Origin of the sequence: Gallibacterium anatis DSM 16844 = F 149 (assembly GCF_000379785.1) — a bacterium.
GTDB lineage: Bacteria > Pseudomonadota > Gammaproteobacteria > Enterobacterales > Pasteurellaceae > Gallibacterium > Gallibacterium anatis.
This window is the reverse complement of the sequence record NZ_KB903729.1, coordinates 1-13,329: the sequence shown is the minus strand read 5'-3', so window position 1 is coordinate 13,329 and position 13,329 is coordinate 1. Positions and strand designations below refer to the sequence as shown.

The window sequence follows — 13,329 nt, the reverse complement described above, 5'->3', positions numbered from 1 at the left end:
ACTTCATCACGAATGAAGTCAAAATCGATGGCTTTCGCGACTTTACGGACAAGGTGGTCTTTTGGAACGAGTTGTTCGAGACTTATCATCTCGATTTCATATTGGAGTGAGGGTGTATTTTTGAGCATAGGCATTTCCTTTTTTCGATATGCCTATTAGATCAAACCTCTAGAGGTATGTCTAGAGGTTTGTCAGCAGTCTGGAAACGCTAACCGATAGGTTAGCGTTTTTTTGCTTTTTTAACGGTAGATTATAATTGATTGTTTATGATACAACGCTAAATAAAAACCAGCATTCTCATCTAGCAGATAACCTGTACTAAAATCCATACGATACTCACAATAAAAAATCAAATACTGTTGTTTTCATAAGACTATTTTATAAGAGCCTTATCAGCGATATTTAGAAAAAGTATATGCATATTTTTCTATGAATCTGTCTGTACAACGTTTTTTAAACATTATCGTTTATTTATAGACAATATTTTCCGCTATTCCGTAAAGTTACACGCGATGCAGCGTTTGTTTATACATCATACATCGCGTGTAGCAGTGAAGAGAAATTAAGCATTATCACTTAATTGTTCTGCAACCACTTCTGCCTGTTGTAATACAAATTCAACCGCTTCTTTTTCCAGATCAGGTGGGTATTTATATTTTGATAAGGCGCGTCTGATTAATCTGCGCATTTTGGCACGAACGGACTCCTTATATTGCCAATCAACAGTAACTGATTTGCGTAATTGCTCAGTAATCTCTTTCGCTAACGGAATCAACGCCTGATCACCCATCACTTCAACCGCACTCTGATTACGAATTAAGGCCTCATAAAATGCCAACTCAGTGTCGCTTAATCCCAATTCTTGCCCTTTGGCGAGCTGTTGTTCAAATTCTTTTGCCATTGCCAACAACTCTTTAATAATATCTATCACAGTCAAATTATGATTGTGATAGCGATTCATCGCCTCTTTTAATTTCTCTTCAAAGCGTTTTTGTGTTGCCAAATTATTAGCTGATTTCTCACGAATTTCTGATTTAAGATAGCCCTCAATTGCAGTTAGCCACAAATCTTTAATGTCGCTATCTTTCACCATCTGCATAAACTCTTCCGACAACAACGAAATATCAGGGCGTTTTTCGCCGATTAAAGCGAACAGATCAATCGCCTCTTCCGAACGTACCGCCTGATTTAATAACGCCGTCAATTTAAGTTGCCGTTCTTGCGGTGAAGTAGATGATGGGGCTTGGCGTTCCTGTTTAATAATGGTTGCACGCACAGCATCAAAAAATGCCAACTGTTGCCGATAAGGCTGCACTTTTTCCATTGCACCACATAACGACAACCCTTTCTTCGCTTGACGCACTGCCTGTAAAAAAGCATTTTTTCTTGGTGTTTTATCGCTGCTGTCATCAGCTTGCTGATTAACACGATCTAATGCCACAATATGATTGGCAGCCTGAAGAATGGCTTTTATTAACGCATCCTGTTGATTGATTTTTAACGCTTCGCCGAGCGGAAAGACTTTTCCGTCTACCGGTGTGGCAAATTGCCCTTTAATGATGTCCAAATATTCCAACATTTTTTGGAACACCTGATCAATATCGGTTTTCACCCGATCTTTACCGCCGGAGTTGGTGTATTGAATCGTTGCCTGTTTCAACTCTTCCGCCAAGCCGACATAATCGACAATCAAACCGCCGTTATCCTTGCTTTTATTGCGGAAAACACGATTAACCCTTGCAATCGCCTGCATCAAATTATGCCCTTGCATCGGCTTATCGATATACATCGTATGACAACAAGGTGCATCGAAACCGGTTAGCCACATATCACGTACAATCACGATTTTTAGCGGATCTTCCGCATCTTTAAACCGCTTTTCCAAGATCTTTTTATCTTGAGAAGAATAAATATGTGCTTGCATTTCAGGTGGATCGCCGGCATTGCCGGTCATCATAATTTTGATTACGCCTTGATTGACATCATCGCTATGCCATTCAGGGCGTAACTTAATGATTTCATTATAAAGTTTCACGCAAATGCGGCGGCTCATCACCACCACCATTGCTTTACCTTCGGCAAGGGTATTACGAATTTCAAAGTGATTGACCAGATCTTCCGCCAAACGCTTTAAACGCTGTTCCGTGCCCATTAACTGTTCACGCAACCGGAATTGGAAATTCTCCTCATCGTCATCATCAAGTAAATTTTCCGCTTCACGCATTGCCAATGAATATTTACTGCTCTCTGTCAATGGAATTTGCCGAGCCTCATAAATAATCGGCACAGTCGCACCATCTTCGACCGCATCATAAATGTCATAAATCGAAATATAGTCGCCGAAAACCTCTTGTGTATCTTTGTCTTCCAAACTGATTGGCGTGCCGGTAAAACCGATAAAACCGGCATTCGGCAATGCAGTACGCAAATATTTAGCGTAGCCCTCGCGATACATTCCCTGATTAATTTTCTGTGCAAAGCCATATTGCGAACGGTGCGCTTCATCGCTGATGACAATAATATTATGACGACTGTTCAACACCGGATGATCCGCTTCGCCCTCACGTAAACCGAATTTTTGAATCGTGGTAAAAATAATGCCGCCGCTTGCCCGTTTTTCCAGTTCTTCACGCAATGCTTCACGCCCATCTGCCTGAATAGGGGGCTGTTGCGTAATATCCTGATCTTGGCTAAACGTGGTGAATAACTGCCCATCAAGATCCTTACGGTCGGTCACCACCACAATGGTCGGATTTTTCAGCTCGGGTTGGCTGATCAATTTGCCGGCATAAAACAGCATTGAGAGCGATTTTCCCGAACCTTGCGTATGCCAAACCACACCGATTTTGCGGCTATTATTTTCCACCGCGCGAATGCTGGCTTCCACCGCCGCATTGACTGCATAAAATTGATGATAGGCGGCAATTTTTTTAATGGTGCGACCTTTGCTGTCATTCTCAAACACAATAAAATCGTGCAGATAATCCAGCAGCACCTGCGGCGAAAACAAGCCTTGCAACACGCCGGAAAGCTCATCTTCAAAGATTAAACGCCGGCTGCGATTGCTTTCATCCACCACTTTCCAAGGGGAAAAACGTTGCAAATCGGCGGTTAATGAACCGACTCGTGCCGCGGTGCCGTCTGAAATCAGCATTATCTGATTAAACACAAACAGCTCTTCAATTTCTTTTTTATAAGTTTGCAACTGATTAAAGGCACGCTCCAAATCCGCCTTAACATCAAGCGGATTTTTTAACTCAAAAATCACCAACGGCAAACCGTTCACAAAACACAAAATATCAGGAATTCGCTTGCCCTTTATGCCTTGAATTTCCAACTGATTAATCACATAAAACAGATTATTTTCCGGATGTTTAAAATCGACCAATAACGCCACATCGTTTTTTTCCTGTCCGTTTTGCTGATAATGGACTTTCACCCCTTGCTTTAACAGCTGGTAAAACTGTCTATTACGTTCTTCCACGGACGAAATATCGCTTTTGCACACCGAGCTCACCACCTCTTGCAACGTTTCTTCCGGCAAATGTGGATTAATTTTTTGCAAACTTTGTAATAACAGCGGCTTTAACACCACTTCATTGCGATTTTCACGCCAAGGGTATGCTTCATTAGGCAACACCTCCTTGCCGTAAGCATATTGCCAACCAAGCGATTGCAACTGTTCAATCGCTTGATGTTCTATTGTGGATTCGTTGATTTTCATTGGTTTCCTTTTATATTCCGTTATCAGTGTGGTAGTTTTTAGATTAATTTTTATTCTTTAAATATTTTTTATATCCTAGAGCGATAGGAGTGTCAGCATTATTTTTTTGTATGTCTTTTATAATCTTGAGTAATTGATTATAGTTTTCAGGATATATACCAAAAAAACCATTTCTTATTAATTCATTTACTGTATTAATGCTCAGACTTCTACCTTTTAACTTTGAACTTGAAATATAAAATCCACCTTTAGAACCACTAAATTCGCCATTGTTTTCCATAATTAAGTATTGTTCTAATGGAATGGTGTATGATTGTACTGTATTTCTAATTTCTTTGTTTTTTATAAATCTAATAAAAAATGGATTAGCACTCATTCTATAAGTCATAGAATTTTTATCTAAATCTTTGAAAACTAAATTCATTTTTTCAATTTGAGTTTTTAAACTGTTATCTCTTGAGATCCATTCATTATTTTCTTGTTTTAACATTTTGTACTGAATTAGTGTAATGCTTTGATGTATTTCATTGATATAAACTAAATCAATACCCATAAATTTTTCAATTTGCGTTCTATTAGCAATAATAATTGCTAAACTTTCATTATTTTTTTTGTAAAAATAAGTACCGTAATTGTCAGAGCTTTTATCAAATTCATTATCAAAAAATGAAGAAGCATCTTTTGTAATAATCAGATCCTCTAGTAATGTTCCGTCATCTTTTACTTCATCTTGGCTTTCCATATCTGCCAACGCTAAAATATTATCAACAGCTATTTTTTCTAATTTATAAATAACGTCTCTATTGGAAAGATTGTTCAAAATCCATTCTTTAACTTTTTCATCATTATCAAAAATATCATTGAATATAGATACTCCTGTTTTTTCACCAAACACAAAAAGATTTTCTTTTAATCGTTTTTGGGTATCATTTAATAGGCGTTTTGGCAAGTTGCTAATAATTTTTCTAATATTACAATTGATTTTCTTATATTCCCTAGAGAGAATAATTTTTTTATGTGATGAGTCTGCTTTTTGTTTATTTTTTACAAAGAATAAAAAGTACTCATTTTCAGGTTGATTTTCCAATAATACAAGCATTCCCTTTTTGTATTTTTTAGTTTTTGAATGATGGAAAGAGATAGAGTATCCTTTATTTTTATCAAAATAAAATCCATTTGCATCATTTTCTGTTATCCTAATGAATATGATACCTTTGTTTAAAATGTGATCTATATTTTCTATCATAACTCAATCTCCCCACTCAAAAGTCTAGGTAATAATAAATCTCTTGTTTTTGCCAGTGTTTCATTAGTATCTAAATTCAAAGCAATTTTTGAAAAACTATCTTTTACTATATTGCCAAAAATTTCTGTTAATTCTTTAGGTGGAACAACAATTTGTTTGATTAAAAAATCAGGGAAATGTCCTTTATATTCAACAAATTTTTGTTTTCCTAAAGTTGCTAAATATATCCAATAAATATTGATATTTTTCCCTTTAAAGGCGAATACATTTTGGATTGTGCTAAAGTCAAAGTGTATTAATCGCATATAGCAAGTATGATTAGCGAATACGATAACAGGATCTTGAATATTTGCTTTAACACCTGCTGTATCATTATGAAAACCAATAATGCCTGATTTGCCTTGGTCTAAAACGGGAATCTTTCCATCGGGTACGGTTGTTTTTTGGTTATATTTTTTCCCTACAGGAATTTTTTGAAGGACTTCATCAATCTTTTTCACCTCCCACCCCTTCGGCACTAATCCCATTTCACTTTCCACAAACTCACTAGGGAAAGCCCTCGCGGTTTGTTGGAGTTGATGATAGGCTTCGGGGGTGGTGTGTTGAAGTGCGGTGATTTCTGCAAGGGTTTTTCCGCTCAGGCTTGCCATTGTGGCAAGTTCGGCTTGCTCTGGGCTTGCTCCTGCGGCTAAGGCGTTGGCTTTGGCGTGTACGGGGGCGAAGTCGATAAACCAATGCTTGAAAATCGCCTGTGCGATTTGCTCTAGGGTTTGGTTGGTTTGGGTGTTGAGTTCTATTTTTTGATCAAAGATAGATATAGTATTGCTAATATTTTTTCTTGTCTCTACATTTAATTCTAATGGAACAGGTATAGATTTTAGAATTAGTTGATTTAATAATGGCTGTCCAGAGCCTACCTTTAAATTATTTAAATTAAGATTTTTTAGAAAATAATACCAAAATTTATCATCATCTAATGATTTAGCATTGACAATAATTGCGTTATCTGTAACCCAGCACTTTTGTTTTGAAAAATAGATGCTCCCGCAATATGAGCCAACTCTTCCTATGATTATGGTATTAGAACTAGTATTATATTGATTTGAATATCCAATAATACCGTTAGATCCGAAAACAGGATACAATCCATCTTCAATTCGAGCTGGAGAGCTTTTACCATTTTTAAATTTTAGGAAATGTTCTAACGTTTTCATAAAATTTCTCCTAAATCCCCAAACTCTTTCTAATTTCTTCTTCCAACGCGCGTCCTTGTGCAAACTGCTCATTTAAAAGTGCGGTGAGTTTTTGCATTTTTTCGGCGAAGGGTATGCCGTCGTCTTGTTGTTCTGCTGTGCCGACATAACGCCCCGGAGTGAGAACAAAATCATTATTGGCGATTTCGTCAAGGCTGGCGGCGTAGCAGAAGCCGGCTTGGTTTTCATAGCCGTTGTTTTGCTGCCAAGCGTGGTAGGTGTCGGCAATTTTAGCGATGTCTTCAGCAGTGAAATCACGCAAAACTCGATCTTTCATATAACCAATTTCGCGCGCATCGATAAACAGCACTTCTTTTGCGCGCGGCTTGTTTTTGTTTAAAAACCAAATACAGGCAGGAATTTGCGTGTTAGTGAACAGCTGCCCCGGCAACGCAACCATACATTCGACCAAATCGGCTTCAAGCAAGCGTTGACGAATTTCGCCCTCGCCGCCGGTTTGGCTGCTCATTGAACCGTTCGCCAACAGCAAGCCCATTCTGCCATTCGGCGAAAGGTGATAAAGCATATGCTGCAACCAAGCAAAGTTAGCGTTGCCTTCCGGCGGAATACCGTATTGCCAGCGAGGATCATCCTGCAATGATTCATTCCACCAATCTTTCATATTGAACGGCGGATTTGCCATCACAAAATCCATTTTCTTATCAATGTGTTGCGGTTGTTTGAAGCTATCGGCATTGCTTTTGCCAAAATCAAATTCAATGCCACGAATTGCCATATTCATCGCTGCCAGTTTCCAAGTGGTCGGGTTTGATTCTTGCCCATAAATCGACACTTGGTTGATATTGCCTTGGTGCGCCTCAATAAATTTTTCGGTCTGCACAAAGAAACCGCCCGAGCCCATCGCCGGGTCATAAATGCGCCCTTGATACGGCTGCAACATTTCCACAATCAGCGTTACAATCGATTTTGGCGTGAAATATTGACCGCCTTTCTTGCCCTCTGCCAACGCAAATTCGCCGAGGAAATATTCATAAACGTGGCCGAGAATATCTTTCGCCGCTAAGGAAATCGGCTCGCCGTTGTAGGTCGGTTGATTAAAATGGGTGTCGGAAAAGAGATTGACCAAGCCGATTAAGGTTTGCTCCTCAACATCAAAGCCGGAAATGCGTTGGATAATGCCTTTCAATTTTGGGTTCTCTTTTTCGATAGCGGTGAAGGCATCATCAATTAAATTCGCCACGCCACGGAATGTGCCGCCCCAAGGCAATTCCGAGCCTTTGCGCAGAATCACTACATTTTTCAGATTTTCCCAACGTGCTTGTGCCGGCACCCAGAAGATATTTTCAGCGGTGTAGTTGTCGCGTTCTTCCATCTCTTCCTCAAGCTGAGCTTGATACTCTTCGGCAGAATAGCCATTCGGATCGAGATAGAACGGATTTTGCGGATCTTGCAATTCGGTGAAGAGTTTTTTGCGGAAAGCGGTGAAGCTGTCGGAGATATATTTTAAAAAGATAAGACCAAGAACGATATGTTTATAATTTGCGGCATCGAGCTGATTGCGCAGTTGATCCGCAGCTTTCCAGAGGCGAGCGTCAAGCTCATTCAGAAAGGCTTGCTGCTGGCGCAGATCAGGCGTTACAATTCCACTTGACTTGACTTGACTTGACTTGACTTGACTTGACTTGACTTGACTTGACTTGACTTGACTTGACTTGACTCTAATAAACTCATTTTTTTGTTCCTGTCGGTTAGTGATAATTGGTGTTGATTATAGCAATTTGTGGGTGGTTTTGAAGTGTTGTTTTTGGTGTGGGTTTCGATCTAAAGATCGACTTCATTTTTTTGCTCGTGCAAAAAAACGAAGCAAAAAAAGCACGCCCCTGACAACTTGCTAATCTTCATTTCGCGGAGTGGCAGACGGAGAATTTTTAAACTCGTCCCCATTTTAAGTGCCACTGCGTGGCAAAATGGGGACTCAAACACGAAAAATTCTCCTAGCCACTTCGCCGCTTATTCAGGCAAGTTGTAAAGGGGGAAATGGGGATTTTATTTAGATTTGTGGTGAGTTGGATGTTGGATTGGTTCGATATTGTGCCGATGATCCAGTTAATTTCTTTGGCAAGTTTAGGTTTCGACCTAAAGGTCGACTTCATTTTTTTGCTCGTGCAAAAAAACGAAGCAAAAAAAGCACGCCCCTGACAACTTGCTGTTCTTCATTTCGCGGAGTGGCAGACGGAGAATTTTTAAACTCGCCCCCATTTTAAACGCCACTGCGTGGCAAAATGGGGACTCAAACACGAAAAATTCTCCTAGCCACTTCGCCGCTCATTCAGGCAAGTTGTAAAGGGGGAAGGGGGATTTTATCTTGTTCAGTGAAAAATTTTTAATCGTGAAATCGTGTCTTTAATTTATTTCCAATCACAAATTTCGATAAATGCGCCAATGGGTTCCCTTTAACGCTTGCCCGAATGCAGGGAAGATTTTCAGGCAAAAAAAGTGTTAATTTTTCGAGCTTGCTCGAAAAATCTGTTTTTTTGCCGCCCGGAAAATCTGACCGGAATGAGGAAAAGCAAGCGTTCAGGGTGTGTTTCTTTTGCCTACTTTGCTTTGCACAAGCAAAGAAAAGTAGGTCGCCCTTTGGGCGAAACCAAAGCATCAATGCAAGGGCAGCCGCAGTAAAATGAAGTCGACCTTTAGGTCGAAACCTAAACTTGCCACAGAAAAATGAAGTCGCCCTTTGAACGAAACCAAAGCATCAATGCAAGGCACAACCGCAGTAAAATGGGGTCGCCCTTTGGGCGAAAATTAACCCCTTACCCTTTCCCTCTTTAACGACTCCTCAATCTCCTTAATCCAATCCAACTCAAACTGCGTAAAACCGGCTTGTAGACGAGCATCGGTGTTGATTACACCTTTAAAAATCACGATCCGATATTGTCGCAATAGATAGGAAAAACTGGTGAGCGGATCAAGGTGGCGCTGTTGGCAGAGAGCGTGGTACCAATGGTTGCCGATAGCAACGTGTCCGATTTCTTCATTCAAAATAATGGTGAGAATTTCAACCGCACGCATATCTTTACGCTGTGCCATTTTTTCACGTAACGGCGGTGTGGCATCTAAACCGCGTGCTTCCAAGACTCGAGGCACTAATGCCATTCGTTGCCAAATGTCGTGGGCGGTGGCTTGTGCCATTTCCCATAAACCGGCGTGCGCTTCAAAATCGCCATATTGGTAACCGAGAGAAGCTAGATGTTGTTTCACCAGTGAGAAATGGTAGGTTTCTTCGTGCGCCACTTTGAGCCAATCTTTAACAAAGGCAATGCCTTGCCCGAGTTGTTGTTGTGCGGCACGGCCAAAACGCCACGCCGCATCTAAGCCGAGGTTAATTGCATTAAATTCAATATGGGCAATGGCGTGAAAGGTGGCAGCGTAGCCCTCCGCACTGGCAAAGGCGCGTTTCGGTACATCCTGTGGGGCAACCAATTTCGGTTGATCAGGAATGCCGACAATGTCATCATTTGGCGTTACTATCGGATAATTATCAATATTTTCAAGTAGTTGCCATTGCCAATCCTGTGCCATTAATTGATTGACTAAATCGCATTTTCTTTGTGGATCTTTTTCTGACAATGCAGTGGTGATCGCTTGCCAAAATGGGATGATTTCGGGGGTCATATTATTCCTTTAATTTATTCGCTGGTTGCAGCAGAGGTGATTTTTTTCTCTAAATAAACAATCATTTGCAGTGCAATATCCAGTTTGCTGGTTTTTTCGATTAATTCTAAACCGGGGCTGGCGTTGACTTCTAAAATCATAGGGCCTTGATGGGTGCGGATAATGTCTACACCGGCAACATCCAACCCGATAACTTGTGCCGCTTTAATTGCTAATTGTTGTTCTTGTGCGGTCAGTGTTGCCGGCACGGCGCTGCCGCCTCGATGGAAATTGGCACGAAATTCGCCGAGTTTGCCTTGACGTTCCATTGCACTGATGACGCGATTGCCAATCACAAAACAGCGTAAATCATCGCCTTTGGCTTCGCTGATAAATTGTTGCGCCAACACCGGAATATTGGCGTGTTTTAACGTTTCCAACACACTGGTGGTGCTGCTGTTTTCCGGCATTAACATTACGCCGATACCTTGTGCGCCGGCTAAGGTTTTTAAAATTGCCGGTGAGCCGATATTTTGTGAGATTAATTCAGCACTCACTTCATTACCGCCGAGCGTGGTGGTCGGCACGGGTAACTGGTGTTGATGCAGCAGTTGCAGGCTTTGCCATTTATCACGTGCCAGTGCAAAAGCTTGCGAACCGTTAAGAATCGGGGTGCCGAGCGTTTCAAAATAGCGCAGAACACGGCAGCCCATTTCGGTACTGGTGGTGCCGAAACGGGGAATTACGCCATCATAATGTGGCAACGGTTGATATTCTTGTGCCTCTACAGCCTGATAATAAAGACGCGGTGTGCCTTGGTGCGGCAGTTGTAGAATGCAGCGGTTCGGATCAAGAATATCCATTTGATGACCGCTTTCCAGTGCTGCTTCTTGCAAACGTACACAGCTATAAAGGCGAGGCTCACGGCAGAGCATTAATAATTTCATTTTTTAGCGAAGCCTTGTTGTAAGTAAGGCAATACGCCCGGACGAACCGGTTTATCCAATGCTTTGATGACGTTTTTGCTCCAGTTGTTGTCGATATTGCTGCGAGCTTGGTAATAGTCGGCAGTGAGTTGATCAAATTCGGCTAATTTGTTTTTATCTAACGCTTGGTAGTGATTTTCAAAAAACATCATTTCATTCGGTAAACGTGGTTTTAGCGGTGGATCTTGGTTTGGGTAACCTAAACACATTCCAACCAATGGCAAAGTGTGTTTTGGTAATTGCAATAATTCACCGACTTTCGCCATTTGATTACGCAAAGAACCGATATAAACGCCACCTAAACCGAGCAGTTCGGCACTGGCTAAAACATTTTGCGCCATAATCCCGGCATCAACTGCACCGATAAGCAACACTTCTGTCCAATCAAGTTGTGCTTGCGGAAAAATTTCAGCGTGTTTGGCAAAATCGACACAAAACACCCAAAATTCAGGGGCGGAAGCGACATATTGTTGGTTTGAACACCACGCCATTAACTGCTGACGCATTGTTTGATCGGTGATGCGGATAATGGAAACGCATTGCAGATGGTTGGAAGAGGATGCCATTCTGGCGGATTGGATCAACTGCTGGCGTAGATCGGCATCAATTTCTTTGTCTAAAAATTTACGGATAGAACGGTGATGATGTAAGGTTTTTACGGCATCTTGGGACATATTCAGCTCCTTTAATCAAAAATTTTCAATTAAAATGATTTGGATTGATATGATATACCAATCGCTACAATGCTTAAAATAGTTTCACGCTTTGATTTATCTTGCGGTAGAATAACAGCGTTTTCGTTAATTAATTGAATTAAGGAGTCAATAATGTATACAGTAATTTTTGGTCGTCCGGGTTGCCCATATTGCAGAAGAGCAAAAGAGTTGGCGGAAAAATTGAAAAACACCGTTGAGGATTTTGATTACCGTTATGTTGATATTATCGCAGAAGGCATCAGCAAAGCGGATCTTTCTAAATCTGTTGGTAAACCGGTTGAAACCGTTCCACAAATTTTTATCGATGAAAAACCAATCGGTGGTTGCACTGATTTTGAAGCATTGATGAAAGAAAAATTTGGTGTTGTGGCTTAATACCAAGTTAAATTTAGAGTAAAACAATGATGTTATACCCCACCGTTCGGTGGGGTATTTTTTTGCGTAATTACTTATTAATCAATTCAGAAACCAATGTAATCACCTGTTGATTTTCGGCATCCGAGAGTTTGCCCTCTTTGGCAAAACGGACAATGCCTTGTTTATCCAACACCATAATTAATGAATTTTCCGGTTGTAATTGCCAACTTTGTTTCACTTTGCCGTTATCATCAACCACAACCATTGTGTAGGGAAACTCTTTTTTGCCGCTTTCTGTTTTGCTTTTTGCCATACTGCTCATTCCGAGTGTGGCATCGGCAGTGTTGACAATCGTGGTGGTTTGATATTTATCGTGTGGGAAATTGGCAGCTTTGATTTTGTCCATCAATGGATCATTCATCGATTTGACGGAAATACGTCCAGCCATATGTTGCACAACGCGAACTTTGCCGTTAAGGCTGTTGCTGTTCCACGTTTGATATTGCACTTTGCCGCCGTTAAGCAGCACTTCGCCGCTTTGTACATTGCTGACGGTGAGCGGTGCTTTGCCGGGGGTTAAATTATGCGCATTTGCTGTAAACGGTAAGGTGACCGCACTGATGATAAAAAGTGTTTTTAATAATTTCATAGTCATTTCAAAATCGATTTATTCCAAATAAAAAGAGAAGTCATTTTAGCAAGAATTGCCTGATTCAAACATCACTGTTTATTGCGAACGGCGTGCAAAATAAAAACAAAGGTAACGCCCAAAACCAACGCAATGCCGCTACCGATTTTCCAATTAATTTTTTCGTGCAAAAACAGAATAGCAAACAGGATGCCGAAGATCGGCTCAAGCGCCGAGATCACGCCGGAAATATTGGCGGAAACAGAGGGCAAACCGCTGTTCCAGATTTTCGGTGCCAGCCAACTGCAAACAATGCCGAGATAGAGCAGTGCTGCCAAGTCGATTGGTGGCGGATCAAAATGCCATTGTTGATTGAGCAACAGCGTGAACGGAATACAGAAGATCATTCCCAGCATAATGGTGACGGCGGTGTAACTGCGTGGCGAAACGTCTTTCATAATTATTTTTGCCCAACGTGTGGTAAAGGCAAACACGACTGTGGATGCCAACACTAAAAAACAGCCCCAGACATCAATGATCTGACCCCGAAAAGTTAGACTGTTATTTTAAGGACTGAATTCTGTATTGAACAGGGCTCAGTCCATTTAATTTTAATTGTATTCTTTCCTCATTGTAATAACGAACATATTCTTTGATAACAGATTCAAGTTCTTCAATGCTGTCGAAAGTTTTGCCATAAAAACATTCCACTTTCATCCGACCAAAGAAACTCTCCATCGCGGCATTATCTAAACAATTGCCTTTCCTTGACATACTCTGCACAATATTGTGCTCAGCTAATAA

General features: G+C 40.8%; 12 protein-coding genes. 2 read left to right on the top strand and 10 right to left on the bottom strand.

Annotated features, from left to right (window positions below; all coding sequences use genetic code 11):
* Positions 1-562 precede the first annotated feature (562 nt).
* The 4 genes from A3EO_RS0110080 to A3EO_RS0110065 are packed head-to-tail and all read right to left on the bottom strand — an operon-like array spanning position 563 to position 7,826.
* A complete protein-coding gene (locus A3EO_RS0110080) occupies positions 563-3,724 on the bottom strand; it encodes a type I restriction endonuclease subunit R (protein ID WP_018347052.1) in 3,162 nt (1,053 codons plus the stop codon).
* A 43-nt stretch (positions 3,725-3,767) separates the two neighbouring features.
* Complete coding sequence (locus tag A3EO_RS0110075; RefSeq protein WP_018347051.1) at positions 3,768-4,970, bottom strand: hypothetical protein; 1,203 nt, start codon at positions 4,968-4,970, stop codon at positions 3,768-3,770.
* Entirely contained in the window at positions 4,967-6,184 is a 1,218-nt protein-coding gene (locus A3EO_RS0110070) for a restriction endonuclease subunit S (protein ID WP_018347050.1), read from the bottom strand. Before A3EO_RS0110070 ends, A3EO_RS0110075 begins: the two co-directional genes overlap by 4 nt.
* A 10-nt stretch (positions 6,185-6,194) precedes the next feature.
* Entirely contained in the window at positions 6,195-7,826 is a 1,632-nt protein-coding gene (locus A3EO_RS0110065) for a class I SAM-dependent DNA methyltransferase (RefSeq protein ID WP_115241500.1), read from the bottom strand.
* A 395-nt stretch (positions 7,827-8,221) separates the two neighbouring features.
* On the opposite strand from A3EO_RS0110065, the gene A3EO_RS13555 reads away from it, so the two are divergent.
* On the top strand, positions 8,222-8,383 hold the full coding sequence (locus tag A3EO_RS13555; RefSeq protein ID WP_018347048.1) for a hypothetical protein: 162 nt from the start codon (positions 8,222-8,224) through the stop codon (positions 8,381-8,383).
* 606 nt (positions 8,384-8,989) lie between these two features.
* Here A3EO_RS13555 and A3EO_RS0110055 read toward each other — a convergent pair.
* Genes A3EO_RS0110055 through nfsA form a run of 3 tightly spaced genes read right to left on the bottom strand, consistent with a single transcriptional unit; the run spans position 8,990 to position 11,498 of the window.
* The gene (locus A3EO_RS0110055; protein WP_018347047.1) at positions 8,990-9,859 is read right to left on the bottom strand and encodes a ferritin-like domain-containing protein; all 870 of its coding nucleotides are present in this window, start codon (positions 9,857-9,859) and stop codon (positions 8,990-8,992) included.
* Positions 9,860-9,873: 14 nt separating this feature from the next.
* Entirely contained in the window at positions 9,874-10,785 is a 912-nt protein-coding gene (locus tag A3EO_RS0110050) for a RimK family alpha-L-glutamate ligase (RefSeq protein WP_018347046.1), read from the bottom strand.
* The gene (gene nfsA, locus A3EO_RS0110045; protein WP_018347045.1) at positions 10,782-11,498 is read right to left on the bottom strand and encodes an oxygen-insensitive NADPH nitroreductase; all 717 of its coding nucleotides are present in this window, start codon (positions 11,496-11,498) and stop codon (positions 10,782-10,784) included. The genes A3EO_RS0110050 and nfsA overlap by 4 nt, the downstream gene beginning before the upstream one ends.
* A gap of 153 nt (positions 11,499-11,651) precedes the next feature.
* Here nfsA and A3EO_RS0110040 point away from each other — a divergent pair, with 153 nt between their 5' ends.
* Entirely contained in the window at positions 11,652-11,915 is a 264-nt protein-coding gene (locus A3EO_RS0110040; protein ID WP_013745458.1) for a GrxA family glutaredoxin, read from the top strand.
* 70 nt (positions 11,916-11,985) lie between these two features.
* Here A3EO_RS0110040 and A3EO_RS0110035 read toward each other — a convergent pair whose 3' ends face one another.
* From A3EO_RS0110035 to A3EO_RS0110025, 3 genes are all read right to left on the bottom strand, one after another.
* On the bottom strand, positions 11,986-12,546 hold the full coding sequence (locus A3EO_RS0110035) for a YtfJ family protein (protein ID WP_018347044.1): 561 nt from the start codon (positions 12,544-12,546) through the stop codon (positions 11,986-11,988).
* A 71-nt stretch (positions 12,547-12,617) separates the two neighbouring features.
* Positions 12,618-13,061 (bottom strand): DMT family transporter, encoded by a 444-nt coding sequence (locus tag A3EO_RS12915; protein ID WP_267895495.1) that lies wholly within the window; start codon positions 13,059-13,061, stop codon positions 12,618-12,620.
* 25 nt (positions 13,062-13,086) lie between these two features.
* Positions 13,087-13,329 (bottom strand): IS3 family transposase (locus A3EO_RS0110025; RefSeq protein ID WP_018347042.1); only part of this gene is annotated, 243 nt, incomplete at its 5' end.

What these genes read in the sequence shown, in the direction of transcription:
- A3EO_RS0110075 (WP_018347051.1), bottom strand. Translation starts at nt 4,970, where the DNA reads ATGATAGAAAATATAGATCACATTTTAAACAAAGGTATCATATTCATT.
- A3EO_RS0110080 (WP_018347052.1), bottom strand. Translation starts at nt 3,724, where the DNA reads ATGAAAATCAACGAATCCACAATAGAACATCAAGCGATTGAACAGTTG.
- A3EO_RS0110050 (WP_018347046.1), bottom strand. Translation starts at nt 10,785, where the DNA reads ATGAAATTATTAATGCTCTGCCGTGAGCCTCGCCTTTATAGCTGTGTA.
- A3EO_RS0110035 (WP_018347044.1), bottom strand. Translation starts at nt 12,546, where the DNA reads ATGAAATTATTAAAAACACTTTTTATCATCAGTGCGGTCACCTTACCG.
- A3EO_RS0110070 (WP_018347050.1), bottom strand. Translation starts at nt 6,184, where the DNA reads ATGAAAACGTTAGAACATTTCCTAAAATTTAAAAATGGTAAAAGCTCT.
- A3EO_RS13555 (WP_018347048.1), top strand. Translation starts at nt 8,222, where the DNA reads ATGGGGATTTTATTTAGATTTGTGGTGAGTTGGATGTTGGATTGGTTC.
- A3EO_RS0110055 (WP_018347047.1), bottom strand. Translation starts at nt 9,859, where the DNA reads ATGACCCCCGAAATCATCCCATTTTGGCAAGCGATCACCACTGCATTG.
- nfsA (WP_018347045.1), bottom strand. Translation starts at nt 11,498, where the DNA reads ATGTCCCAAGATGCCGTAAAAACCTTACATCATCACCGTTCTATCCGT.
- A3EO_RS0110040 (WP_013745458.1), top strand. Translation starts at nt 11,652, where the DNA reads ATGTATACAGTAATTTTTGGTCGTCCGGGTTGCCCATATTGCAGAAGA.